Annotated in this window: 21 protein-coding genes and 1 tRNA gene; 13 read left to right on the top strand and 9 right to left on the bottom strand. The window is 67.3% G+C overall.

Going from position 1 to position 23,614, the window contains the following annotated elements:
• Positions 1-23: 23 nt before the first annotated feature.
• Positions 24-108, bottom strand: a tRNA-Leu gene (locus tag AC07S4_RS20285).
• Between the two features lie 139 nt (positions 109-247).
• On the opposite strand from AC07S4_RS20285, the gene AC07S4_RS20280 reads away from it, so the two are divergent.
• Both AC07S4_RS20280 and AC07S4_RS20275 read left to right on the top strand, forming a co-directional pair.
• On the top strand, positions 248-751 hold the full coding sequence (locus AC07S4_RS20280) for a hypothetical protein (protein WP_494988372.1): 504 nt from the start codon (positions 248-250) through the stop codon (positions 749-751).
• A 393-nt stretch (positions 752-1,144) separates the two neighbouring features.
• Positions 1,145-1,354 (top strand): hypothetical protein, encoded by a 210-nt coding sequence (locus AC07S4_RS20275; protein WP_494988371.1) that lies wholly within the window; start codon positions 1,145-1,147, stop codon positions 1,352-1,354.
• Between the two features lie 48 nt (positions 1,355-1,402).
• On the opposite strand, the gene AC07S4_RS20270 is transcribed toward AC07S4_RS20275, so the two are convergent.
• The 5 genes from AC07S4_RS20270 to AC07S4_RS20250 all read right to left on the bottom strand — a co-directional run bounded on the left by AC07S4_RS20270 (position 1,403) and on the right by AC07S4_RS20250 (position 7,393).
• Positions 1,403-2,617: a voltage-gated chloride channel family protein gene (locus AC07S4_RS20270; RefSeq protein WP_494988370.1), complete on the bottom strand. Its 1,215-nt coding sequence runs from the start codon at positions 2,615-2,617 to the stop codon at positions 1,403-1,405.
• 50 nt (positions 2,618-2,667) lie between these two features.
• Complete coding sequence (locus AC07S4_RS20265) at positions 2,668-4,068, bottom strand: multicopper oxidase family protein (RefSeq protein ID WP_494988369.1); 1,401 nt, start codon at positions 4,066-4,068, stop codon at positions 2,668-2,670.
• Positions 4,065-5,411: a TolC family protein gene (locus AC07S4_RS20260; RefSeq protein ID WP_494988368.1), complete on the bottom strand. Its 1,347-nt coding sequence runs from the start codon at positions 5,409-5,411 to the stop codon at positions 4,065-4,067. The genes AC07S4_RS20265 and AC07S4_RS20260 overlap by 4 nt, the downstream gene beginning before the upstream one ends.
• A gap of 119 nt (positions 5,412-5,530) precedes the next feature.
• Positions 5,531-5,953 carry a hypothetical protein gene (locus AC07S4_RS20255; RefSeq protein WP_494988367.1) on the bottom strand — a complete coding sequence of 141 codons (423 nt, stop codon included), beginning with the start codon at positions 5,951-5,953 and terminating at the stop codon, positions 5,531-5,533.
• Between the two features lie 24 nt (positions 5,954-5,977).
• The gene (locus AC07S4_RS20250; protein ID WP_494988366.1) at positions 5,978-7,393 is read right to left on the bottom strand and encodes a M20/M25/M40 family metallo-hydrolase; all 1,416 of its coding nucleotides are present in this window, start codon (positions 7,391-7,393) and stop codon (positions 5,978-5,980) included.
• Positions 7,394-7,504: 111 nt separating this feature from the next.
• On the opposite strand from AC07S4_RS20250, the gene AC07S4_RS20245 reads away from it, so the two are divergent.
• The 8 genes from AC07S4_RS20245 (at position 7,505) to AC07S4_RS20210 (ending at position 16,887) form a co-directional block, all read left to right on the top strand.
• Positions 7,505-8,041: a GNAT family N-acetyltransferase gene (locus AC07S4_RS20245; RefSeq protein ID WP_494988365.1), complete on the top strand. Its 537-nt coding sequence runs from the start codon at positions 7,505-7,507 to the stop codon at positions 8,039-8,041.
• A gap of 103 nt (positions 8,042-8,144) precedes the next feature.
• Entirely contained in the window at positions 8,145-8,597 is a 453-nt protein-coding gene (locus tag AC07S4_RS20240; RefSeq protein WP_494988364.1) for a hypothetical protein, read from the top strand.
• A 120-nt stretch (positions 8,598-8,717) separates the two neighbouring features.
• Positions 8,718-9,761, top strand: coding sequence for a serine/threonine-protein kinase (locus AC07S4_RS20235; protein ID WP_494988363.1), 1,044 nt, complete (start codon positions 8,718-8,720; stop codon positions 9,759-9,761).
• Positions 9,761-12,169 carry an FtsW/RodA/SpoVE family cell cycle protein gene (locus AC07S4_RS20230; protein ID WP_494988362.1) on the top strand — a complete coding sequence of 803 codons (2,409 nt, stop codon included), beginning with the start codon at positions 9,761-9,763 and terminating at the stop codon, positions 12,167-12,169. Before AC07S4_RS20235 ends, AC07S4_RS20230 begins: the two co-directional genes overlap by 1 nt.
• Positions 12,147-13,733 carry a hypothetical protein gene (locus AC07S4_RS20225; RefSeq protein ID WP_494988361.1) on the top strand — a complete coding sequence of 529 codons (1,587 nt, stop codon included), beginning with the start codon at positions 12,147-12,149 and terminating at the stop codon, positions 13,731-13,733. Before AC07S4_RS20230 ends, AC07S4_RS20225 begins: the two co-directional genes overlap by 23 nt.
• A gap of 8 nt (positions 13,734-13,741) precedes the next feature.
• Positions 13,742-14,230: an SH3 domain-containing protein gene (locus AC07S4_RS20220; RefSeq protein WP_494988360.1), complete on the top strand. Its 489-nt coding sequence runs from the start codon at positions 13,742-13,744 to the stop codon at positions 14,228-14,230.
• Positions 14,231-14,232: 2 nt separating this feature from the next.
• The gene (locus AC07S4_RS20215) at positions 14,233-15,228 is read left to right on the top strand and encodes a PP2C family protein-serine/threonine phosphatase (protein ID WP_494988359.1); all 996 of its coding nucleotides are present in this window, start codon (positions 14,233-14,235) and stop codon (positions 15,226-15,228) included.
• Between the two features lie 255 nt (positions 15,229-15,483).
• The gene (locus AC07S4_RS20210; protein ID WP_494988358.1) at positions 15,484-16,887 is read left to right on the top strand and encodes an FHA domain-containing protein; all 1,404 of its coding nucleotides are present in this window, start codon (positions 15,484-15,486) and stop codon (positions 16,885-16,887) included.
• 9 nt (positions 16,888-16,896) lie between these two features.
• Here the strand turns inward: AC07S4_RS20210 and AC07S4_RS20205 are convergent, their stop codons facing one another.
• Both AC07S4_RS20205 and AC07S4_RS20200 read right to left on the bottom strand, forming a co-directional pair.
• Positions 16,897-17,793 carry a pirin family protein gene (locus tag AC07S4_RS20205; protein WP_494988357.1) on the bottom strand — a complete coding sequence of 299 codons (897 nt, stop codon included), beginning with the start codon at positions 17,791-17,793 and terminating at the stop codon, positions 16,897-16,899.
• Between the two features lie 5 nt (positions 17,794-17,798).
• Positions 17,799-18,197 (bottom strand): OsmC family protein, encoded by a 399-nt coding sequence (locus AC07S4_RS20200; protein ID WP_161072323.1) that lies wholly within the window; start codon positions 18,195-18,197, stop codon positions 17,799-17,801.
• A 190-nt stretch (positions 18,198-18,387) separates the two neighbouring features.
• On the opposite strand from AC07S4_RS20200, the gene AC07S4_RS20195 reads away from it, so the two are divergent.
• Genes AC07S4_RS20195 through AC07S4_RS20185 form a run of 3 tightly spaced genes read left to right on the top strand, consistent with a single transcriptional unit; the run spans position 18,388 to position 21,297 of the window.
• Positions 18,388-20,682, top strand: coding sequence for a hypothetical protein (locus AC07S4_RS20195; RefSeq protein WP_494988356.1), 2,295 nt, complete (start codon positions 18,388-18,390; stop codon positions 20,680-20,682).
• Positions 20,683-20,691: 9 nt separating this feature from the next.
• Positions 20,692-20,991, top strand: coding sequence for a DUF1360 domain-containing protein (locus tag AC07S4_RS20190; RefSeq protein WP_494988355.1), 300 nt, complete (start codon positions 20,692-20,694; stop codon positions 20,989-20,991).
• Entirely contained in the window at positions 20,992-21,297 is a 306-nt protein-coding gene (locus AC07S4_RS20185) for a hypothetical protein (protein ID WP_494988354.1), read from the top strand.
• A 15-nt stretch (positions 21,298-21,312) separates the two neighbouring features.
• Here the strand turns inward: AC07S4_RS20185 and AC07S4_RS20180 are convergent, their stop codons facing one another.
• Positions 21,313-23,613, bottom strand: a complete 2,301-nt coding sequence (locus AC07S4_RS20180) for an SUMF1/EgtB/PvdO family nonheme iron enzyme (RefSeq protein WP_494988353.1) — start codon at positions 23,611-23,613, stop codon at positions 21,313-21,315.
• Between the last annotated feature and the right edge of the window lies 1 nt (position 23,614).

Raw genomic sequence — 23,614 nt, 5'->3', positions numbered from 1 at the left:
TCGCCACTAGCCTTGAGATAAGCTGGTGCTCCGAGCCGGAATCGAACCGGCACGCCTTGCGGCGGGAGATTTTAAGTCTCCAGTGTCTACCAATTTCACCATCGGAGCGGGGAAGCCTGACATTATGCCATGAGTGAAACATTACTACCAGACTAAAGTGCTGGTTCCGCCAGCTTGCCCAAGCTCAAAATACACTTCCCGCGCGCCCTCTATAATGGGAAATGACGCAGGGCGGGAGCACACTATCATGGCGGACGTGTCGCGGGAAGAAATGGATGCCAAGCTCGGCGCCCAGCAAGCCTGGGCCAACGGACTCATTGCCGAAATGCGCGCCTCGCTGGAGGGGCACACCCGCCTGGTCCACGAGCGGGAAAAGGCCAGCCAACTCCGCATGAAACGCTTTGAGATTGTGATGGAAGCCAGGATGTCGCGCAGCGAACAGCATATCGAACAGTTCGCCAAGCTGGTGGCGAGTGTCCGGGCCACGGTGGTTGTCACCGGCATCACCGTTACCATCGCCATCGCCTCCCTCATTGCGAGCTTCCAGGCCAATACGCTGGCTGCCTTAAGCACCGGAAAAGAGGCAACAGAGATCCTCGCCGAGGCGCAAAAGCAGAACCAGCAAGCGATGCAAGAAATGCATCGGCAAGTGGCGATAATTGTCGAAATTGCCGAGGAATTGAAGGCCCAGCAAGCCCAGAAAAACGGGCCTCAGCAAGCCCACCCGGAGCGCCCAAAAACCAGCCAATAAGCTGGATTCCCGGCCCGAAGCACTGACAAATTTGTCCTGTGCAACTTCGCCGCCTTGTTCCTATCAGAAACTACTTCCAGCAGGGAAATCCTCCCCTGTGGTTTTTCTGCACTCAAAAAATTCTCAACCCAAAAATGAGGCTGGCTGGGCTTTCCAGCGCCCTCCACTGCTCTGGTTTCGTTACCAGCACCACGGCCTGTTACATTTTGTGAGATTTGTCCTACAATGTACAGAGATTATCAAATCGAAAACTTGCGATGTAGAAATTATAACGGAAATTTGTTGCGCGGATGCACCAAAAATTGTTACAGGACCATGAAATTTTTCTATCAGTGATCCAAGTTGCTAGCTGATGTGTTAGACTTTTTCTACACTGCAACGGGTAGAGTCAAAATGAAAACATTTACTATCTCAGCGATTGCGTTTTACTTCTTTTACGTACTGAACGGCCTGATGGCCCCAGGACACGCCCAACGAAGTGTTGGTTCGTGTAACGACGTTATTGCCGGCATTGATGCCGGTGCAAAGACCAGTATGCCTAGGCACTGCAAGCGCGACGCGCTGGTAGCGCAGCAAGTCGCCACGGCCGTCCCTAGCAACTAAGGCGGCCGCCATCTGCGCCGGCGCAAGCCGGCGCGTTTCCCCTTCCGATTATTTGTGCTCCACGCCAGTCTTGGCGTGGCTGCGCCTTTGCGCGTGGTAGATGCCGGTATGGCCTGAGAACAGATAGCTGACCACGCACGCAAGCGCTGCATAGGGCGCAATTTCCGGCCCGAACAGCTCTATCGCCATCACCGTGGAGGCGATGGGGGTATTGGCCGCGCCCGCGAACACGGCGACGAAGCCCAGGCCCGCCAGCAAGCCGAAAGGCAGGTGCAGCAGCGGCGCCAGTGCGTTGCCCAGCGTGGCGCCGATGTAGAACAGCGGCGTCACTTCCCCGCCTTTGAATCCGCTGCCCAGCGAGGCGACGGTGAACAGGAATTTGCCCACGCTGTCCCACGGCGCCAGCGGCTGCCGGAACGCGTCCGCGATGATGGGGATGCCGAGGCCGATGTAGCGGTCGGTGCCGATGGCCCATACCGCCAGCGCAATCACCACGCCGCCCAGCAGCGGCCGCAGCGGCGCGTAGGCGATGCGGCGTTTCATGAAGGCGGACGCACCGTGCGCCGCCTTGGCGAACGCCATGCCGGCCAGGCCGAAGACTATGCCGGCGGCCATCACCGCCAGCAGCGGCAGCGCGCCCACGGGAACATGGGCGCCGACGGCGTAGTGCATGTGGTGCACGCCCCAGGCCATGCCGGCCAGGTCGGCGACTATCGCCGCGAGCATGCAGGGGAAAATGGCGTCGTAGCGCATGCGGCCGATGGCCAGCACTTCCAGGCCGAAAATGGCGCCTGCCAGCGGCGTGCCGAACACGGAAGCGAAACCGGCGCTGATGCCCGCCATGAGCAGGATGCGGCGGTCTTCATGGCGCAGCCGGAACAGGTGCGTGAGCTGGTCTGCCAGCGCGCCGCCCATTTGCACCGCCGTGCCCTCGCGTCCCACCGAGGCGCCGAACAGGTGCGACACGATGGTCCCGCCCAGCACCAGCGGCGCAAGGCGCAGCGGCACCACTTGCTTGGGGTCGTGGATCTCGTCGATCAGCAGGTTGTTGCCCGCTTCAACCGAGCGGCCAAAGTGCAGATAGATCCAGCCCACCGCGAAGCCGGCCAGCGGCAGCAGCCAGATAATGGCGGGGTGCGCTTGCCGCCAGTTGGTGGCGGCGTCCAGCGCGTACAGGAACAGCGCCGACGCGGAACCGGCCAGCGCCGCAACCAGGCTGGCGATGACGGTCCATTTCAGGAGGTAGGCGAGAGGTTTTATCAAAGTCGGGCCATCGTAGCAAAGGAACGATGGCCCGGCAAGGCGGCAGCGGCTTAGTGCTGGTGCGAGCCGCCGCGTTTGACTTCCATTACGTGGTTGTGATGCGGATTATCCTGGGCTGGCGATGGCGAAGGCGCAGGCGTGGCCGGAGCGCCCGGTGCGCGCGGCGCGGCGGGCAGCTCGCCGGTCCATTCGCGCGCCAGGGTGCCGGGCGGGTGCTTGTACCAGCCGGGGTCCTTGTAGTCGTTGCGCGCCAGGCCTTCGCGCACTTTCACCGTGGTGAACATGCCGCCCATCTCAATACCGCCGAACGGCCCCTCGCCCGTCATCATGGGCAGCGTGTTCTCCGGCAGCGGCATCTGCATGCCGCCCATGGAGCCGCCCTTGTCCCCCATCACCATATAGTCGGGCACCAGGCGGTTGATCTTCTCCGCCACGCCGCTATGGTCCACGCCGATCAGGTTGGGCACGTTGTGGCCCATGGCGTTCATGGTGTGGTGCGATTTGTGGCAATGGAAGGCCCAGTCGCCCGGATTGTCGGCGATGAATTCGATGGCGCGCATCTGGCCCACCGCGATATCGGTCGTCACTTCCGGCCAGCGCGCGGACGGACGCACCCAGCCGCCGTCCGTTCCGGTCACTTCAAAGGTGTGGCCGTGCAGGTGGATGGGATGGTTGGTCATGGTCAGATTGCCCGCGCGGATGCGCACGCGGTCGCCCTTGCGCACCACCATGGGATCGATGCCGGGGAAGGCGCGGCTGTTGAAGGTCCACAGGTTAAAGTCCAGCATGGTGTTGGTCTTGGGCTTGTAGCTGCCCGGCTCAATGTCATAGGCATTGAGCAGGAACACGAAGTCGCGGTCCACCGCGTGCTGCGCGGGGTCCCTGGGGTGCGTTACCCAGAAGCCCATCATGCCCATCGCCATTTGCGTCATTTCGTCGGCGTGCGGATGATACATAAAGGTGCCGGCATGCTTGGCCACGAATTCGTAGACAAAGGTTTTGCCGGGCTGGATGCCGGGCTGGGTCAGCCCGGTCACGCCGTCCATGCCGCACGGGAGGATCTGGCCATGCCAGTGCATGCTGGTGTGCTCGGGCAGCTTGTTGGTGACGAAGATGCGCACGCGGTCGCCCTCCACCACTTCGATGGTCGGTCCCGGGCTCTGGCCGTTGTAGCCCCACAGCCGGGCCGTCATGCCGGGCGCAAGCTCGCGCTCCACCGGCTCGGCCACCAGGTGGAACTCCTTCACGCCGTCCTTCATGCGCCATGGCAGGGACCAGCCGTTCAGCGTCACCACCGGGTTGTAGGGACGGCCGTTCGGCGGCAGCAGCGGCGGCGCGGTTGCGGCGCCCGACTGCTGCGGCGCTTCCGGCAGCGACGCGGCGCCGGCCCTGCTTGCCATGCCTGCGCCTATCAGCGCGGCGCCGGTCAGGAATGATCTGCGGTTGGTCATTTATTTGCTCCCTTGCCGCCCATTGCAGCTTCCAGATTGGTTTGCGCGACCCAGAATTCCTTGAGCGCGTTGATGTAGGCGCTCACGGCGGCGGCCTGTTCGCGCGAGTCGGCCAGCAGCTCGAAGGTGCTGGCCAGCATGCCGTTGTAGCGCAGCAGCGTCTCCTGCGACACCTGGCGGCGCAGCGGGATCACGTTGTCGCGGTAATGCTTCGCCAGCTCGTAGGAGGCGCGGTAGTCGTGGTAGCTCTCGCGCGCTTCGCTTTGCGCGTTGGCGGCCGTTTCGGCCAGCTTGTTCACGGCCTGCATATACACCGCCTCGGCGCGCGCCACGCGTGCAGAGCCCCAGTCGAACAAGGGGATTTCCAGCGTGATCTCGTAGCCGCGTTCGCGCGGCTGGCCGGTGGCGCTCTCGCGCACCGCCGCCAGTTCCAGCACGTTGATGAAGCGCGTGCTGCGCGTCAGGCCCAGCGTGGACGCTGTGTGTGCCGTCTCCAGCTTGGCTGCCTGGATGTCGAGGCGGTTGCGCATGGCTGCCTGTTCAACATCGGCCATTTCCCGCGCCTCGGGTGGCAGCTCCGGCAGATGCGGCGGCAGCTTGAATACGGCATCGGTCCCGCTCAAACCCAGCAAGCGGGTGAGCTTTTCCCGGCTGGCGTTCACCTGTTTGCCGGAGCGCAGCGCCTCGGCCAGCGCGTCGCCGTGGAAGGCCTGCTCGCGCGCGGCATCCAGCTTGCTCCAGTTGCCCGCCTTCTGCATGCGCTGGCCCAGCTCAGCGCCCGCCTCCGCCGCGTCGCGCACTTGCAGCGCGTATTCGTGCGCCTGGGCCGCAGCCACCGCTTCGTAATAGGCGCGGTGCGTTTCGGCTGCCACCTTCAGCGCTTGCTCCGCCACGGCCAGCTTGGCCTGTTCGAAGCGCCGCCCTTCTATGCGGCTGGCCAGCGGCGCGGTGATCAAGCTGACGAGGTTGAAGCCCAGCGTGCGTTCGATGGACGTGTCGCCGCCGCCCTGGGTGTGCTTGTAGCCAAAGGCAGGGTTTTGCAGGCGCCCTGCCTGGACCAGGTCCGCCTCGGCGATGCCGAGCGACCAGTAGGTGGCTTGCAGGCCACGGTTGTTCAGCAGCGCTATCTGCACGGCGCCGTCGGCCGTGAGCGGCTGTTTCAGCTGCTCTTGCAGCAGGGCGGCCAGCGCCTTGTGGTCTTCATCGCTGCGCAGCAGCTTGCCCTGCTGGCCGATGCGCTCCTGCGTGGCCTGGGCCACGGCGCCGAAGCCCTGGTCGCCGGAGAGCGAGGCGCAGCCGCCCAGGGCGACGGCCATCGCCACCGCCAGCACGGGTGCGAGCATGGCCGCGGGCCGCCTGGGCATAGGTGTATGTTTACTCATTGCTAAGTCTTCCTTGTCTTGCATGGATGTGGAGCCGCGCGCGCGGGTGCGGAGCACGTGCGCAGGTGCGGCAGCAGGCTTTAGACGCGGGCTGCCCGGGGCGGACGCTCGGGCAGCGCCAGATCGACCGCAGGAAGGCGGCCGGAATGGAAGGATATGAATTGGGAGGACGCCGCCGGCAGCTGCGGCAGTACCGGCAGCGCGGGCGCCAGGGCGGCCCCGACGCAGCAGGCGCCGGTGCTGCCGCATTTGGATGGGCCGTGGGAGTCATGCATGCCGCGCTCACCCTGGCCGCCGTCATGGCTGGCCTGCGCTGCGGCGGCCAGCATGGCGGCGTGGTCGTGGCCGGCAGCCATCGCAGGCGTGCCGGAGGGCGCTTGCGATGGCGCCGCAGCCGTAGCCGTAGCCGGTCCGCACAGCAGCATGCTGGCCGAGGCGACACCCTGGAAGGGAATCGCCAGCAGCATGAGCCACAGCAGCAGGGAACGGAACACGGCTTTCATGCCCGGCATCCTATCACAGGTGGCTTACTTCTCGACCACCGGGGCGCGGCCCAGCGGCTGCTCCATGTTCGCCAGATACCAGGACAGCGTGGACATGACCGCCACGTGGCGGCGCAGGTTTTCCGGGTCCACCTTGTCCAGCGTGTCGGCCGGGGTGTGGTGGTAGTGGAAGTAGCTCGAGGTGTCCACCTGCGGCTGGAACAGCGGCACGCCGTCTTTTTCCAGCAGCGCCAGGTCGGCCGCGCCCACGTGGTCGCGGCGCGTGAATACGCCGGCGCCGATAGGCTGCAGCGCCGCCATCACAGGCGCGAAGTGCTTCTCGGCCTTGGCTTCCACGCTGGCCAGAATGCCGAACGGACGGCCGCCGCCGCTGTCGCTTTCCATGGCGGCGAACTGCTTCAGGATAGTGTCCTTGTTGGCCGCGTGGTAGGCGGCGCCGCCGCGCGTGCCGTTCTCCTCGTTCATCCACGCGATCATGCGGATGGTGCGGCGCGGCTTCAGGTTCAGCGCCTTCAGCGTTTGCAGCACGCCCATGGCGCCCGCCACGCCGGTGCCGTCGTCGTTGGCGCCGGTGGCCAGGTCCCAGGAGTCCAGGTGGCCGGAAACGACCACGATCTCGTCCGCCTTGTCGGTGCCCGGCAGGTCGGCGATGACGTTGAAGCTGTCGGCGTCCGGCAGGTTTTGCGGGGTCAGCGTCAGGTGCATCTTGACCGGGCCGCGCTTGGACAGGCGGGCGATCAGCATCGAGTCCTCCGCCGTCACCGCCGCTGCGGGAATGCGGTCCGCTTCGGACAGCGCGGTGGCGCCGGTGTGGGCGATGCGGAAGTCCGCGCCGCCTACCGAGCGCACGAGGAAGCCCGCCGCGCCCATTTGCGAGGCGATTTTCGGCCCCATGGTGCGGTAGCGCGAACCATTGCCGTAAGCTGGGCCGGCCAGGCCGCGGTCGGCCATTTCCTGGTCAAATTTCACGTCGAACAGTACGATGGCGCCCTTCACTTCGGCGGCGCGCGCTTTCAGCTCGTCGAAGTCGCGCACCACGATCACCGGCGCGGTCAGGCCGGCAGCGGGCGTGGCGCCCGAGCCGCCCAGGGCGGTCAGCACCACGCGCTGGCTCAAGCCGGCCGGACGGCCGGCGTAGTCCACCAGTTCCGCCGTTTCGGCGCCGCGCACCCAGTGCGGCACTTTCACCGGCTGCAGGGTCACCGTCGCGCCCAGCTTGCGCATGGCGGCGGCCACCTGCTCCACCGCCGCTGCCGCGCCGGGGGAGCCGGACAGGCGCGGACCGATCAGGTCCGTCATGTCGGCCAGGCGTTCGTAGGCATAGTCACTCTTCATCGCTGCGTCGCGGATCTGTCCCAGGGTGGCGGGGTCGTTGGCTGGGGCGGCGATCGCGCCGGCGCTCAGCATGCAGCTCATCAAAACGGTCAAAACGGTTTTCATGCAGGTCCTGGTTGGGTAGAACTGTAGGGACGGAAACGATAACGTATTTAATAATGTTGCGCACTAGTTTTTGGATTTACACTGAAGCTTTTCCAACGAATGGATGCGGCCATGCTTAAAGGACAACTGTGCACCGTGCGCCATTTGCTCACCGCCGACCTGAATACCTTCATCGCGCTGGCCAATGACCTGCCCTCGCGCGGCGACTATTTTTCGCAGCAGTTCAAGTCGCCGGAAACCATGCGCCGGGAGTTCATGCAGAACGGCTTCGTCACCGAGGACAGCGAGCTGTTTGTGGTGGAGGACCGCGCCCACCACATCGTCGGCGTCATCACGCATTTCAAAAGCCGCACGCCAACCTCGCGCGAGATCGGCTACCGCCTGCTGGAACCGGCCCTGGCCGGGCGCGGCTACATCAGCGAGGCGCTGCGGATGCTGGTCGACCATTTGTTCAAAGTGCACGCCTGGCACCGCATCGAACTGCTGACGGCGCCGGAAAACACCGGCTCGGTGCGCATCGCGCAAAAGTGCGGTTTTACCGAGGAAGGCAGGCTGCGCGGCGCCTTCTTTATCAACGGACGTTATCAGGATGTCAGCATCTACGGCCTGCTGCGGCCGGAATGGGAGCGCCGGCGGGCAGCTTTGTAAGAATGTGTATATTCGTTCCGTGCGCCCGATTTGCCGAGCTATAGTAATACTCATACGACGGCAACATGACCATTTCGGTCCTGGCCGAGCAAAGGGGAACACCATGCTGAACAAAAAATTCCTGGGCGCGGTAGCACTGCTGGCCACCGTTGCCGTCTCGTCTTCCGCCATGGCTGCGGGCGACCGTGACTTCAACACCGCAGCCGGCGCCGTCATCGGCGCGGCCATCGGCAGCCAGAACGGCTCGGGCGGCGCGGTGGTGGGCGGCCTGGTTGGCGCGGCGGTCGGCAATAGCCTGGGCGGCGGACGCCATCACGGCGGCGGCTACGTGTCCACCCGCGTGTACACCCAGCCTGCGCCGGTTTATTACGCACCAGCGCCGCAACCGGTCTACTACGCGCCTGCGCCACAGCCGGTCTACTACGCACCCGCGCCGCGCTACTATGAGCCAGCCGTGGTCTATGTTGAACCTTCGCGCCCGTACTACTACCGCGAATCGCGCCGCGATTACTACCATGACCGTGGCTATCACGGACGCGGCCACGGCCATCGCTGATACCCGAATCCCTGTATGACCCCTTAACGGCCTCCGCCCTCGGCGCAGGCCGTTTTTTTACGCTTTTTTTCCGCCCTCCGCTAGCGCTCCGCAACGGCATGCCGCCGTGTGGGGAGCACCATGACAGCAAGCGACAGCATCATCACCCTGGAACTGGGCCATTACCGCCTGCGCGAGCGCATCGGCGGCTCGGCCTACGGCGTTGTCTGGCGCGCAGAGGGGCCGCGCGGAACGCGCGACGTGGCGCTCAAACTGATCAACGAAGCCCAGATGGCACGCGCCCTGCCCGCGCAGCGGGAGCGCTGGATCGCCAGCGCCGAAAACGAGATCACCTTCCTGCAACTGCTGGAGCCCTGGGACGAGCGCCATATCGTACGCCTGCTCGACAGCGGCTGGCACAACGGCCTGCCGGTGCTGGCGCTGGAGCTGCTGGACTGCGACCTGGCCCGCCACATGAAGACTCTGCGCGGACGCGGCGAAGCGCTGGCGCCGGAGCGGCTGCTGGCCTGGATGTCCCAATTGAACCAGGCGCTGGCCAAGGTGCATCAATACGGATGGCGCTACCTGGACCTGAAACCGGCCAATGTGCTGGTCGACACCCTGCTGGGCAATGTGAAGCTGGCCGACTTCGGCACCAACCGGCGCCTGGACGCGCACGGCGAGCACTCCTACACCGGAACCGCGAACTGGCAAGCGCCTGAACAGTTCTTCCCTGCGCCCGGGGGCGGCTATGCCACCGGCCGCCAGAGCGACTATTTCGCGCTCGGCGCCCTGTTTTATTACCTGGCGACCGGCGGCACGCAGTTGCGCTACTGCGGCGAATGCGGGCTGGCCTACCGCAACCATCTGAGCGGTGGTGCGGACGTGCTGCTGCGCCAGCATGGCGGCCTGCCCGCCACCTTGCACGCGGACGAGGAGATGCTGTTCGCGCGCGCCTTCGGCTCCGCCGGCCCAGCCGCAGACGCAGCGCTGCGGCTGCTGCGCCAGTTGCTGGCCCCGGAGCCGGAGGCCCGCCCGCGTCACGCGATCGACATCAGCCGTCAATTGGCCGCTATCGCCGGCCCGGCCGCCTTGCCGTACCGGCGGGCCGCCGAAACGCCGCATTGGTGGACTGCCCACGCCGGCCTGGCCCACACCAGCTGGCATCACGGCGCGGAGGCGTGATGCGCAGCCGCCTGTTCGCCGCCACCGCCGCCGCGCTGCTGGTGCTGACCGCGCTGCAAGCCTGGTCACTGCTGCGCGCCCCCGCCGCCTGGTCTCCCGCCGCCATCGAGATCCGGCTCGCTCCGGGCGCGCAAACCATGCTCGGCGCACGGGAACTGGCCGCTCCGCAGGCCGAGCACGCCCACATCCAGCTGCGCCGGGATGCGCAAGGCGCCTGGCTGCTGCGCAATCTGAGCGCATCGCGGCCCGCCGTGCTGCACGGCCCGGACGGCGACAAGCGCATGGGCAGCGCGGCGCTGGCGGACATGCAAAGCTTTCAGATCGGCGGCGCACTGTTCGCGCTGGAGCCGGGCCGCGCTGGCCGCGAGGCGGCATTCCAGTTTGGCGGCAGTTCCTGGCGCTACGACGGCGCCACGCTGTACCGCGACGGCAGCGCCCAGCCCTCATGCCCGGACGCCTCCGCCGCAACGCGCATCACGGCGCTGTGGAACCGCGTGGCGCCCGGTGTGCTCACGCTGGCCCGTCCGCTATCCTTCGGCGGCAATCTCCACTGCGGCAACCGGCTGGGGCTCGGCGGCATTGCGCCCGGCGCCGCCATGCTGGCCCGCAGTGGCGGACAGCTCGCGCTCAGCGCAGGGCCGCAGGACGACGGCCACACCGCCCTGCGCGCCATCAGCCGCGCCGCAGCTGGCACGCAAGCGCCCGTGCAGGCCAGCCTGCGCCAGGAAGAACGTCCGCTCGCCGGCGTGAGCTCATTCAGCATCGGCCGCACACGCTTTCAGCTGGGACGGCAGCCCGGCGCGGCAGGAGGCGATGCGCTCACACTTGAACCCTCGCGGCACATGGCCCTGTTCGCTGCTCCCGACGCCCGGCTGCCGCCAGAAGTGACTTGGCAATGGCGCCAGCGGACGCTGTGGGGCATCGCCGACTCCCCGGCCATCCTGGCGCTGCTGGCCGTCGCCATGGCCGCGCAGCTGTTCGTCCGGACGGCGGGGCCGGCGCGCCCGGCGTCCGCCAAGGCACTGGCGCGCGCCGTCGCCGCTACGGCCTTGCTGGCAGCCGGCGTTGCGGCCATCGTGGCGCAGCGCGCCGGACATCCCGGCAGCGCGGTCTGTTCCCTGCTCCTCGGCGCAAGCGCGCTGGCCTGCTGGCTGCTCGCGCCCAGGCGCCTCCCCCTTCCGGTAGCCGCCGCCCTGGTACTGCTGGCGGCCGGCCTGCTGGCGCAGCTCGAACTCGGCCTGGGCGCCAGCGTGTCGTCCTGGCTGCGCTACTACCAAAAGAGCACCGCGCTGCTCGCAGCAGGCAGCGGCGCCAGCGCGCTGTGGCACCTGTCCCATACATGGCGGCGCAGCACGCGCACCGTCACGCCCCAGCGCACCATGGAATGGCTGCTGGCCATCCTTGCCGCCGTAGCGCTGGCCGCGCTTGCCGCGCAAGTGCTGTGTGGCGACGAAACCGGCGTGTTCGACCTGCAGCCGGTGGAACTCGCCAAGCTCGCCCTCACAGCCCTCACCGCCCACTGCCTTGCGCTACGCATGAGCTGGAACGAAGCCAACAACCACCAACCCGGCCACGCCGCGCGCTGGCTGCAACTGGCCGCCCCCGCCCTGCTGTTCCTGGCGCTGCTCGCGTTCGCGCTGGTCCAGGTGGACGACTTCTCGCCCCTGATCCTGCTGCTGGTGTGGAGCCTGTCCATGGCCTTCGCCTACGCCCTGGCGGCCCGCCAGCGAGTGCTCGCTGCGGTGCTGGTCTGCGGTGCGCTGTCGGCCATCGCCGCCATCGCCATGGTGCGCGGCGCAGGGGCGGAAGGCGTGGCGCAGTGGCCGCTGGCCAGCAGCTTTTACGCCGACCGCTTCCAGGTCTGGCTCGCGCCTGCCGCCCATCCCCACACCGGCCAGCAACTGCTGCTCGGCGCCCACGCCATCGCCGAAGGCGGCTGGCTGGGCGCGGACAATATGCTGGGTCTGCGCTCCCTGGGCCTGCCGGTTGGCGCCGCCGTCAACATCCCCGCCGTGCAGGACGACTTCGCGCCCGCCTTCTTCCTGAACCGCCACGGCCTGGTAGGCGCAGTGCTGCTGTGGGCCGCCCAGGCCGCGCTGGTGGCGGGCCTGCTGCACGTGGCCGCGCGCGCCTACGCCGCCGCCACGCTGGCGCGCGATTTCCGCCAGGCCTGGCTGGGCCGCTTCCGCTACTTCGCCCTGTGCGGCGGGACGGCGTTTGTGCTGGGCCACCTGCTGCTGTCCTGGGGCACCAACCTGGCCATCTTCCCCATCATGGGCCAGCCCATGAGCTTCCTGTCCGCCGGCGGCAGCCACTTGCTGTTTTTCCTGTGCCCCCTGCTAGCCTGCTGTGCGGTCAGCGCGCAATCTTTAGAGGAGAACGAACATGCCGATCTACGTCCAACATGAAGTCCTGGGGCGGATTCCCGACGTCTTCAACGCCGAGGCAATCTGGCAAGCACCCGGCCTGGCGCTGTTCTCGCGCCGCCCTCTGCTGCGCGACCTGCTTGAACGCAGCCCGCGCGAACATCGCGGCCGCGCCGCCACGCGCTGCTTCTCGCACGTGACGCTGATGCTGCCGCAAGAGGAAGTCGATGACGACTACCACCTGACGCGTGGCGCCCGCGCCCGCGAACTGGCGCAGACCCTGGCCGCCCTGCACCAGAAGGACTTCGGCGACCTGCTCGGCAGCGACCAAGTGCGCTACGACGTGCTGGGCAAGGAAGAGCTGGCGCCGGGCGAGGTTGAGGTGCGCTTCGGCCACGCCGTCTACCTGCCCGCGCCCGACGAGAAGGCGCTGTTCAACGTGAGCGTGTCGCGCGACAGTGCGGTATGGAAGCCCGTGTGCGCCGTCTACCCGAGCCAGCGCCTGGCGCTGATAGGCGGCAGCGAAGGCGCGGCCAGCTATGTGGCAAGCGGCTGGCCGTTCGGTGGCGACAGCGCCACCTTGCTGCTGAACGACGGCCCGGACGCGCAGCCTGTGGTGCAGATGCGGCCCAAGGACGCCTTCGATTGCAGCTTCGATGCAAGCCAGGGCCACTACGTTATCAAGTCAAAAGACAGTAGCGCCGGCGCGCGCCTGCTGCTCAAAATCACCCGCAGCAGCTCCGCGCCGCCCGCCGTCCGCCCGGCGCCTCAGCACAGCGCATCCGCCGCGGCGCCCAGCGCCGGCAGTGCGTCGCCGTCCCGCGCCGCAGTGTGGCAGGCACGCCCGCAAGTACAGGCGGACAGCAGCGACCTGACCGCCGTTCCACAGCCCATCCGCCGGCCCGCCCCGCGCAGTGGAGAGACCGACGCAACCTATGCGCCCGTGCTGCAACGCCAGCGCGTCAGCCTGGTGGCGCTGGCCCTGCCGCGCCTGAGCCGCTACCGCGACACCGGCGCCACCGCGCTGGAAGTTCCGTTCGGCCATACCCTTGCCCTGAACGCCGATCTGGCCGCAAGCCGCGCGATCAGCTTCCTCGTCAACGACAGCGACGAACTCTATGCCTGCACGGACAGCGGCCGCCAGCGCATCACCGCGCCCGCCAGCTTCACGCCGGTGGACGCGCGCGCCATCCGCGTGCTGCCCGCGCCGCCGGCCATGGCGGAGCGCTATTGCGCAACCGTGTGCCTGGCGCAGCCGCTCAGTACCGCCATTGCCCCAGGAGTGCGCCTCGCCTTCGGCCGTGGCAGCCCCGCGCTGGCCGCGCTGCGCGTGCTCGATTCGCCGCGCTTCCTGGGCACAGGCAACGGTGCCGGCAGCAACGCCAGCGCGGACCGCATCGGCCTGTCGCGCAACGCCTTCAGCTTTGAAGCGGCGCCGCAGGGCTTCAAGATCGGCCGCCTGTCCGCCTCGCAGGCGCTGTACCACCTCGACGAGCGCATGGAATTCGTAGCCAGCATAGGCGAAGCCGGCGCCGACGCTCCCTACCTGCTGCCGGCTGGCCACCATCTCGTCGCGGGCCACTATGTGCTGCGTTTCGACGCGTGAGCGGCGCCATGCGGATCGACTCCTTTCACGGCCTTGCAGCCTGGCTGGCGGGGCTGGCCATCACACTGGTGCTGGCCTCCTGGCTCACGCCGCGCGAGTGGTGGCGGCGCCCCACAGCGCGCAACCTGTGCCTTGCGGTGCTGGGCACATGGGCGTTTGGCAGCCTGATACTGCATTTCGCCAGCGCCCCGCAGCCGCAGATGCAGCTGGCCGGCCTGCCCGGTTCCTTTGCCCCGGCGAGCGCAATGCAAACGCAGACAGCGGCTCCAATCCGCAGCCTGCCGCCCGCGTCTCTTCCCTTCCGCGTACACCGCGACCTGAACCTGCGCGCCTCGGCCAGCGTGGACGCGGAGCGCCTGGCGCTGGTGCCGGCCGGCGCCAGCGTCACGCCCACCGGCATACGCAACGGCGACTGGTGGGAAGTACGCGCCCATGCGGACGGCAAGACCAGCACCGGCTGGGTGAGCAGCCTGTGGCTGCGGCGCGCGGCGGAATGAGCGTGGCGTCCTTATTCGAGACACTCAATTTCGGCCCCGGCCTCGACGTGGCAGCGCGCAGCGCCTCCAGCAACAGCAGCAGCCACGCGCTGGAAAACCAGGACAACTTGGTGCTGATAGACGCCAACGGCCGCGCCATCGTCCTGCATGGCCAGATCGAACGCGCGGTCCAGCTTCCAAACTGGCCGCGCGGCCATATGCGCATGGCGGTGCTGGACGGCATGGGCGGCCACGGCTACGGGCGGCAGGCGGCGGAAGCGGCGGCCGCAGGCCTGCTGCGCATGCCCGCCTGCGCCACGCTGGAGGAACTGGCCGCGCGCCTGGACGCCCTGCACGCGCAGCTCCAGCAGCAATTCAGCACGCCCGGAGACGCGGGCCAGGCGCGCCGTCCCGGCACGACGCTCACGCTGCTGGAACTGCGTCCGCAGCAGCAGCCGCTGCTCTACCACGTCGGCGATTCGCGCCTGTACGAGATCACGCCGGAGCATGCGTGCGCGCTCACCATAGACCATGTGCCCGCCACGGCTTTCGCCATGCAAGGCCTGCTGGACGCCGGGGAATGGTGGCGCCAGGTGCATGGCGAACACCGGCCGCACATCGCGCAGGCTTTCATACTCGGCAACGCCTTCGCCGATCCGCAGCAGTTGGACGACGCACTGTGCGCCCTCGAGGGCGCGCGCCTGCCCGGTTTCCTGCGCCCGCTGGCGGACCGCCGCGCCATCACGGTGCGCAGCGGCGCGGTCTACCTGCTGGCCACGGACGGCTTCTGGGCGTGCCGCCGCCCGCAGGAATGGATAGCGCAATGGCCGGCATTGCTGGGCAGCTCGGCCAGCGCCGCCGGCGCGGTCGAAGCGCTGTTCGGCAGCTACCGCAGCGCGCCGCCGTCCGGCCTGAAACTGGACAATCTGACAGCCATCGCCTTGCGTTTCAAGACCGCGCAAGGCGGTTGCAATATTGACGAAACGGCACTACCACTGGCCCGTGTGATGCCGTTTTGATCAGGGCATTGTTGCGCCCTTGCCCCGCTCTTTGGCGCTAGCGCAAATCAAATGGAATAAGCGGCTGGAACGGTTGCCATGCACTGGCAAAACCCGTAAGCTCTCGTTTATGCCGCCGGTCCTGAAGCCATGAAAAAATGCAGCAACACTGACCACCCGCACTGCACATTCTGGGTACTCCCCGGAGAAGATGCATGCGCGGGCGGACATCAGCAGCCTGCAGCCGCGCCCACCAGTTACGATTTACTGAGTGCCATGCGCAGCGCCCGTGCCGCCTCCCCGGCCACGGCGGCCAGTCACGCCCCTGCCAATGTGCAGGCCAGTGCCCCCGCCTACCAGACGGCGCGGCCCCGCCCGCAGTTGCACATCAGCGGTTTCGACCCGCGCGCCGCAGGCGGCCGCCAGACCCTGAAAATGGAATTGCGCGGCATGCCGGACGACTGCGCGCCGCAACTGACTATCCAATTGCAATCCGAACTGATACCGAACGGCGCCTCGCGCCAGCAGTTCGTGCGCGCGGCGGACGGCGGCTGGCGGCCCGCGTTTGTCGAATTCACATCCCGGAACAAGGAACACGGCCAATACCAAATCAGCGCCGAGGTGCTCAGCCAGCACGCCGGCCTGGCCACGCGCCGCTGGGAATGCGTGTTTGTGATCCTGGTGCCGCGCCTGGACGCCACGCTCACTGAAATCCACCGCATCTTCCTCAGCACGCACAAGAATGTGCGCGTGGTGGCGGAAGACGCCTCGATTGCCCGCGTCAGCGCGCAAGGCGGCGAGAGCCTGGATATCGACGTCACCGCCCGCAACGCCGGCATCGCCCACGTCAACCTGGACGCGCCGCAAGGCAAGGTGGACATGGGCTTCTCCACCATCGCCTGGGACGAAGACCTGATCGAGATCGCCGTGCCGCGCAGCGCGCCGGTGCATCCGCATCCATCCACCGCCGCGAGCTTCGTCAACGCCGCGCCGGAAGCGGGCTCGCAACGCCAGCTGCGCCTGTTCGCGCTGGACGAATGCGTGCTGGGACGCTTTGAACTGGTGGACCCGGACGCGGACGTGCTGCTTCAGCACTTCGGCGAGGGCAGCCCGGAAGCGAACGGCCTCACGCGCCGCCTGTCCGGCCGCCACGCCGTGATACGCCGCGCCGCGCAAGGCAGCGGCTTTGAAATTGAAGACGTGTCGCGCTACGGCATCCTGCTGGACGGCGTCTGGCCCGGCAAGAACAAGCCGGTGCGCCTGCGCCAGGGCATGCGTATTGAAATGAGCGCCAGCATCAAGGGCATCGTGGTGCTGCAGGTGTCGGCCATCATGCCGCATGGCGTGATCCTGCACCGGCTGGACCAGGGCGCGCACGCCGAATGCCTGTTCCTGCTGGCCCCGAACTGCCACCCGGGCTACCCCATGCCGTCCTTCGCGGCCACGCCGCAGGCGGCCGCACTGCCGCTGATACTGCACCACGACGGCGGTTTCTGGCACCTGGACCAGCTCACCGGCAAGGAGACCGCGCTGGCGCCGGCCACACCGCTGGAAAAGCTGAGCCGCATGCCGCGCCTGATGCGCTTCGCCAGCGAACCGTATCCGGAAAGCTGGATCATCCGCACCGGCGCGCACGACCTGCACAGCACCATCGCCGCGCAGGACATGCACACCGCCTGACCAAAACGCTTACAACGGCGTGGGCTCCTTGTCCGCCGGACGCTTGGGCAGCGGAATGCGCTCGGTTTCTCCCGGCACCTGATCGAAACGCATCGCTTCCCAGTCTTCGCCCGCCTGCACCACGCGTTCCTTGCGCGACGACACAAAATTCCAGAACATGAAGCGGCGTCCGTCCAGCGGCTCGCCTCCTATCACCATGAACTGCGCGGCAGAACGGGCCAGCACGCGCTGGGCGGTACTCGTGTCCAGCAGCGCCATGGTGTGCAGCGCCAGCGGCACGCCGTCGATTTCCAGCTCGCCGCTGATGGGATAGATCGCCGCTTCGGCCGGCAAGCCCGCCAGGCCTATCTCCTGCTCCGCCTTCAGCGCCACGTCCAGGTACAGCGTCTGGCTGTAGGTCTTCACCGGCGAGGTCTTGCCGAAAGCGGTGCCGATCAGCACGCGCACGCTGGCGCCGTCCACCTGGAAGGAAGGAATCTGGTCGGCCCGCGTGTGCTCGAAGCACGGCTCGCATTCCTCATGCTCCTTGGGCAGCGCAACCCACAGCTGCAGGCCGTGCGTGCGGTGCGGCTGGTCCACCAGGTCCTTGGGCGTGCGCTCGGAATGGACAATGCCCTTCCCCGAAGTCATCAGGTTGATGGCGCCCGGTTCGATGCGCTGCACCGTGCCCAGGCTGTCGCGATGGTCCATCGCGCCCTCGAACAGATAAGTCACCGTGGCCAGGCCGATGTGCGGATGCGGACGCACGTCGTGGTCCGAGCCCGGCGCCACGTCGATCGGGCCGAAATGGTCGAAGAAGATGAACGGGCCAACCGCCTGCTTCACCGCCGACGGCAGATAGCGGCGCACCACGAAGCCGCCGCCCAGGTCTTTCTCGTGGCCTTTCAACACATTGGAAATAGTCATGATGCTTACCCCAGCACGGTGTTGATCTCGGTCGTCACAGCCGTCATGAGCTTGTGGACCGGGCATTTCTGCGCCGCCGACAGCAGCTCGGCGCGCTGCGTTTCGCTCAGGTCACCGGTCAGGTGCACCGTGGCGGACAAGCGGTACACGCCTTTGCGCTCTTCGCTGTCGTCGCGTTCAGTGGTCACTTCCACGTTCTCCAGCGGATAGCCCTTGCGCTTGGCGTACCACACCACGGTGAGCGCCTTGCAGGCGCTGATGGCCGCGTCGTACAGGTCGTGCGGCGAAGGACCGGCGTCGCTGCCGCCCTCCTCCACTGTGCCGTCGACGGAAATGATGTGGTTGCGCACATGGGCGATATGCCGCATTGGCAGGGACTGGTCGCGGATTACTTTGATAGACATGGGCTCCTCGCATGCGTAAGTCTTGGAAGCCACAATGTACACCGTTTGCCCTTGGTTCGCCTATCCCATTCGCCCATCTACACAGAATGCACATCTCATGACCTAGCTCAAACACAGGCCGCATATGGCTGGCAATCGCCGCTTGCGCTCCATAGAGTAAAAAAGTGCAGGGCCAACAATGGAGACCATCATGAGCGAAATTACTGGCGCCATAGACTTGAGCAAGATACCCGAGGAAGAATTCGATCCCGACCTGGACCTGCGAGCGGCGGTGGTGCGCGAAGGCGCGGTGCTGGGCTCCACCGTGGTCAAGGCGGGCAACCGCCGCGAGCCGCTGCGCTTTGCCGTGCAGTTCGAGGCGCCGCTGCTGCCCGGCGCCGCGCTGCCATGCCCGGTGCGCCTTGTGATAGGCCCCAACGTGGGCGATCTGGAACTGCTGGGCATCGACACGCTGAACCATGTCGTGGACCTGGCCGGCCAGCGCTCCGACACGGACGACGGCGGCGACGCCTCCCCCGGCGAACCAGCCGGCGCCAATGCCAGCTACGAGGTGAAAGTGGACGTGGGCGTGCTGGCGGTGGACATCGCCATCTACCACTGCTGGCTGTTCTGCTGCCGCACCTACACCCTGCGCGGGCGCGTGGTGTGCCGCCGCTGGCACTACAATCCCGCCACCGGCCACTGGAGCTTCTGCGACGAGCCGGTGCCCGGCGCCACCGTCGAAGCCTACGACCTGGACCGCTTCTTCTTCTGGTACCACCGCGACCTGATCAAATCCGCCATCACCGACATCAACGGCAATTTCGTCATCACTTTCCGCTGGTGCTGCCTGCGCTGGCGCCCGTGGCTGCTGCAAAGCTGGGCCGTTGACCATGAGCTGATCAACCAGATCCAGGACCTGCTGACGCGCTACCGCATCCCGCTGCCGCCGGTGCCGCCACCACCCTCGCCAGACCCGCTGTACCTGCAGCAGCTGGCCGCCCACGCCACGCGCAGCGGCGCCATGCCCGCCGCCCGCATGCAGCTTGGCCAGGGCGTTCCGGACAACGCCATGTCGGCCGAGGCGCTGCTGGCGGTGCTGCCGCCCTCGCCAGAGCTGGCGGCCCTGCACATCTGGCCCTGGTGGGACCGCAACGACTGCGCGCCGGACGTGGCGTTCCGCGTGACCCAGCCCTGCGGCGGCGCGGTGCGCGTCATCCGCAATGAAAGCAATGCGCAAACGCGCTGGGACATTCCCGCCAGCCTGCACGTCACGCTGCTGGCCAACGACCAGGCGTGCTGCCTGCCGGTCTGCTACGACCCCGAGTGCCCCGAGTGCCTGCAAGTGACCTTCGTTGGCTGCGTCGACACCAGCCAGATCGGCGCCGCCGACGTGCCTCCGCTGCCGGATCTGCGCGGCTACGCGTACACGGCCCTGCCGGCGCCGGAAGACCGGCCGTTCTACGGCTCGCTGCGCATACGCGGCGGCGTGGGCAGCGACGTGGACTACTTCAAGGTGCAGGTCTCGCGCGACGGCGGCGTCTGGACCGACCTGCCGCCGCCAGCCTTTGAAGGCTTCCAGCGCCACTACTGGGACGGCAGCGGGCAAGCCCTGGAGCCGGCGCCCGCGTTCGCGCCCATCACGAAGAACGGCCAGACCGTCATGATCACGCGCCAGCACTACGAGGCACTGCACCCGGCCATTCCGCGCTTCGGCGGCCAGGTCGTCTGGTACGACCCGGACACGCTGTTCTACTTCGACACCACGGCCAATCCCGCCATCACGCCGGACGCGCTGTACCAGCTGCGCTTCATCGGCTACTCGGCCGACGCGGCGGACAACTTGATACTGGCCAGCGCGCGCGTGCTGCCGGGCTGCGGCCAGCAGGAGGCGCAGAAGGTGTTCATCCGCGTGGACAACCAGGCCATGGTGCATCCGGCGCCCACCGCGCTGCATCCTTGCGGGCCGGGCACGGTGCATGACTGCACCAATGAGCCGGATTGCTATATCCGCAGCATCTGCGTCAACGAGGGCACGGCCGGCGAATACTGCATCAGCGCCTGCGACATGGTGCGCCTGTCCGCCAGCGATACGCTTACCGTGCACTTCAGCGCCACCGTGCCCGCGACCGTGCAGGACGGCCACCTGGGCGGCTACACGCTGTTCGCGGAATACGGCGTGGCGCAGACCTTCCAGATCGGCACCGGCGTACATGGCACCTTCAGCGCCGACCCCACGTTCGAAGTGGGTCCAACGTATCTGGAAGCGCTGTCGCAGGGCGCGCCAAGGCCGCACTGGTACGGCGGCCACTACAAGGTGACGCTGCGCGGCAGCGACTTTGACCGCTGCTGCGCCTACATCCTGCGGCTGAAGGCCTGGAAGCGCACGGCCAACTGCGGCGCGCCCAGCCTGACCCACTTCAACGAGTTCGAAGTGGCGTTCACCATATTGCGTCCGGAGCTATGCCCGGACGTGTGCCCGGAGCCAGGGGAGAATATGGGCTAGGGGCTGCAGATGGACGGCGCATGGTACGAGCTGCTGCTGGCTGTGCTGGCGGTGTGGCGGGTGACGCATCTGCTGCACGCCGAGGACGGCCCGTGGGACTTGACGGTGCGGCTGCGCGGCTGGGCGGGCGACGGTTTTCTGGGGCGCATGCTGGACTGTTTTTACTGCGCCAGCCTGTGGGTGGCGCTGCCGGCCGCCGCCATGCTGGGCACAAGCTGGCAGCACTTTGTACTGCTGTGGCCCGCGCTGTCCGCCGCAGCGATCACGCTGGAGCGCGTGCGCGGCGCGCTGCGGCAAGAGGAGCTTTAAATGGGATGCTGCGGAAGCAAGCGCCAGCAGATGGTGCAGAAGATTTATGGCTCGCAGGGCTACAGCGCCAGTGCGCAGGAAGGTATGCGGGCGGCGCAGGGGGCGGTGGAAGCGCCTGCCGGCGCGCCGCATTTCGCCACGCCGCCGGGCGTGGCCTTCGTGTACGACGGCGTGGCGGCGCTGGTGGTGACCGGCAGCGCCACCGGCCGCCGCTACCGCTTCGCCGCACGCGGCGCACGGCTGATGGTGGATCCACAGGACGCACCCGCCATGCGGCGGACGCCGAAGCTGCGCTGCCTGGCATAGGCGGCTCATGGCGGGTTACGCTAGCTTGCGCGCCACGCGGAAGCCGACGATGTCGTTGGCAAGCACAGCGGAATAACCGTTGCGCAGGGCCGAGCGCAGGTAGCGCGGCTGGTACAGCCAGGAGCCGCCGCGCAGCACGCGCCGCGCGGCATCGCCACCCTGCTCCCACGCGCTGCCGTCGTTCGGCGCACCTTCGTAATTGTCATGCACCAAGTCCTGCGTCCATTCCCACACATTACCGTGCATGTCGAACAGCCCCCAAGGATTCGGCTGGAACGCATCCACCTTGGTCGTGCCATGCCGGAACTCGCCCTTGGCGCCATTGTTGTAGGTGAAGTTGCCGTCGTAGTTGGCCATCTCCGTGCTGATATCGTCGCCGAAGCTGAACGCCGTGTGCGTCCCGGCGCGGCAGGCGTATTCCCACTCCGTCTCGCTCGGCAAACGGTACAACTGGCCCGTCTTTTCCGACAGCCAGGCCAGATACTTCTGCACGTCGTTCCAGCTCACGCCCACCACCGGATGCCCGTCGTCCTGCTTGAAGCCGGGCGACGCCCAATCCGTGTCCGACATGGACTCCCAGCCCGTGGCGCGCGCAAACTGGCGCCACTGGCCCACCGTCACCGGGAAGCGTCCCATGGCGAAGGGATACTCGATGCCCACCCAGTGCTGCGGCGTCTCCCTGTCCAGCCAGGACTTCTGCGACCCGGCCCGCATGGCGACGGCGCGCTCATGTTCGGACGAACCCATTTGAAAGCGCCCGGTCGGTATCAGCACCAGGTCCGGCCCTACGCCGGTGCCGTCCACGAACCTGTCCCGCAGCACGCCGCTGGCGTCCGCAACGGGGCTGCCCGGCGTGGGCATCAGCGCCGCCAGTTCGGCCGCGTTGCGCGCCGCCTGCTCCTTGCGGTGGCGCTCCTGTTCGGCGCGATACGCGGCTTCGGCCTTCAGCTGCGCCGCCTTGCGCTGCTGCTCCTCCTGCGCCTGGCGCGCCTTCAGCGCATCGGCCTCGCGCCGCGCCAGCAACTGCTCGCGCAGGCGCGCCTTGCGTTCCTTGGCCGCCTCCTCCGCCTCCAGCCGCTGCTGGCGTTCCAGCTCGCGCCGCTGCTGGTCCAGCTTCACCTTTTCCAGCGCGGCCGCCTGCGCCTCCGCCTTGCGGCGTTCGGCCAGTTCCGCCTGCCGCTTCAACTCCGCCGCTTTCGCCTGCTCGGCGCGTGCGGCCTGCTCGCGCCGCTGCTCCTGCTCGCGCTGGCGTTCGCGCTCCATGCGCTCGGCCGCCTGCGCCGCGAGCTCCGCCTCGCTGGGACCGGATGCGCCCAGCAAGGCGTCCAGCAGCGCGGTCACCGACTCGGGACGCTGGTCCTGCGCAAACGCGAAGCCGCGCTGCAGCACCTGCCACTGCATCTCGTTGAGCGCGGCCGGTGCGGACGGCAGAAACTGCGCGTTGCGGTTTTCATCGAAGGGCAGCCTGCCCTCAAGCAGCTGGTAGATCATCACCGCCACCGCGTACACGTCCAGCCTGGGGCTGGGCTGTCGCTGCGAGGCGCCCGCTTCCGGCGCGCGGTAGCCTGTGGTGCCTGCGTTCGGCGTCTGCATTCCCAGGCTGCTGCCCGCGTTGCGCGCGCGCGAGGCGATGCCGAAGTCCAGCAGCTTGACCTCGCCCTTCTGCGTCAGGAAGACGTTGCCGGGCTTGATATCGCGGTGCACCAGTTTGTACTTGTCCCAGGCATAGTCCAGCGCGTGCGCCACGGGGCGCAGCAAAGTCTGGATCTGTTCCGGCGTGGCCGGGCCGGAATGGGCCAGCCAGGCGTCCAGGTCCTGGCCGTCCAGGCATTCCATGATGATGAAGTAGCTGGCCGTGGCCGGGTCCTGCGCCCATTCGTAGATGCGCACGATGTTCTCGTGCGACAGGCGGCGCGCCTGCGTCGCCTCCTCGATCAGCAGCTTGGTGTGCGTGGCGCTCTGGGTGAGCTGCGGCGGCAGTATCTTCAGCGCCACCTGGGCGCTGTGACCCAGCTCCTCCTGCGTGGCCAGATCGGTGGCCTGCCACACCTGGCCCATGCCGCCCAGGCCTATCAGGCGCTCCAGCCGGTAGCGCCGGTTCTGCGGGCCGATCTCTTGGCCCGCCATCAGGCCCAGTTCCGTGCCCTGCCGGATCTGGATGGGCGACGCGGATGCGCCGGGCGCGGCGCTGCCTCCCAGCGGCGAATACTCGGCGTCCAGGATAGCGTTCTTGCGGCGGTCGAACTCTTGCAGGCTTAACAGGCCATCGTCATGCAAGGCGCGCAGTTCACGTATCTTGTCTCTTGCTGTTTGCATC

This window comes from Pseudoduganella sp. GW821-FHT05F09, assembly GCF_059419605.1.
Note: the sequence above shows the minus strand (reverse complement) of the source record. Positions and strands in the feature narration are given on the sequence as shown.

Coding starts and splice junctions, on each gene's coding strand:
- AC07S4_RS20280 (WP_494988372.1), top strand. CDS start 248: ATGGCGGACGTGTCGCGGGAAGAAATGGATGCCAAGCTCGGCGCCCAG.
- AC07S4_RS20275 (WP_494988371.1), top strand. CDS start 1,145: ATGAAAACATTTACTATCTCAGCGATTGCGTTTTACTTCTTTTACGTA.
- AC07S4_RS20265 (WP_494988369.1), bottom strand. CDS start 4,068: ATGACCAACCGCAGATCATTCCTGACCGGCGCCGCGCTGATAGGCGCA.
- AC07S4_RS20260 (WP_494988368.1), bottom strand. CDS start 5,411: ATGCTCGCACCCGTGCTGGCGGTGGCGATGGCCGTCGCCCTGGGCGGC.
- AC07S4_RS20255 (WP_494988367.1), bottom strand. CDS start 5,953: ATGAAAGCCGTGTTCCGTTCCCTGCTGCTGTGGCTCATGCTGCTGGCG.
- AC07S4_RS20250 (WP_494988366.1), bottom strand. CDS start 7,393: ATGAAAACCGTTTTGACCGTTTTGATGAGCTGCATGCTGAGCGCCGGC.
- AC07S4_RS20245 (WP_494988365.1), top strand. CDS start 7,505: ATGCTTAAAGGACAACTGTGCACCGTGCGCCATTTGCTCACCGCCGAC.
- AC07S4_RS20240 (WP_494988364.1), top strand. CDS start 8,145: ATGCTGAACAAAAAATTCCTGGGCGCGGTAGCACTGCTGGCCACCGTT.
- AC07S4_RS20235 (WP_494988363.1), top strand. CDS start 8,718: ATGACAGCAAGCGACAGCATCATCACCCTGGAACTGGGCCATTACCGC.
- AC07S4_RS20230 (WP_494988362.1), top strand. CDS start 9,761: ATGCGCAGCCGCCTGTTCGCCGCCACCGCCGCCGCGCTGCTGGTGCTG.
- AC07S4_RS20225 (WP_494988361.1), top strand. CDS start 12,147: ATGCCGATCTACGTCCAACATGAAGTCCTGGGGCGGATTCCCGACGTC.
- AC07S4_RS20220 (WP_494988360.1), top strand. CDS start 13,742: ATGCGGATCGACTCCTTTCACGGCCTTGCAGCCTGGCTGGCGGGGCTG.
- AC07S4_RS20210 (WP_494988358.1), top strand. CDS start 15,484: ATGCGCAGCGCCCGTGCCGCCTCCCCGGCCACGGCGGCCAGTCACGCC.
- AC07S4_RS20205 (WP_494988357.1), bottom strand. CDS start 17,793: ATGACTATTTCCAATGTGTTGAAAGGCCACGAGAAAGACCTGGGCGGC.
- AC07S4_RS20200 (WP_161072323.1), bottom strand. CDS start 18,197: ATGTCTATCAAAGTAATCCGCGACCAGTCCCTGCCAATGCGGCATATC.
- AC07S4_RS20195 (WP_494988356.1), top strand. CDS start 18,388: ATGAGCGAAATTACTGGCGCCATAGACTTGAGCAAGATACCCGAGGAA.
- AC07S4_RS20190 (WP_494988355.1), top strand. CDS start 20,692: ATGGACGGCGCATGGTACGAGCTGCTGCTGGCTGTGCTGGCGGTGTGG.
- AC07S4_RS20185 (WP_494988354.1), top strand. CDS start 20,992: ATGGGATGCTGCGGAAGCAAGCGCCAGCAGATGGTGCAGAAGATTTAT.
- AC07S4_RS20180 (WP_494988353.1), bottom strand. CDS start 23,613: ATGCAAACAGCAAGAGACAAGATACGTGAACTGCGCGCCTTGCATGAC.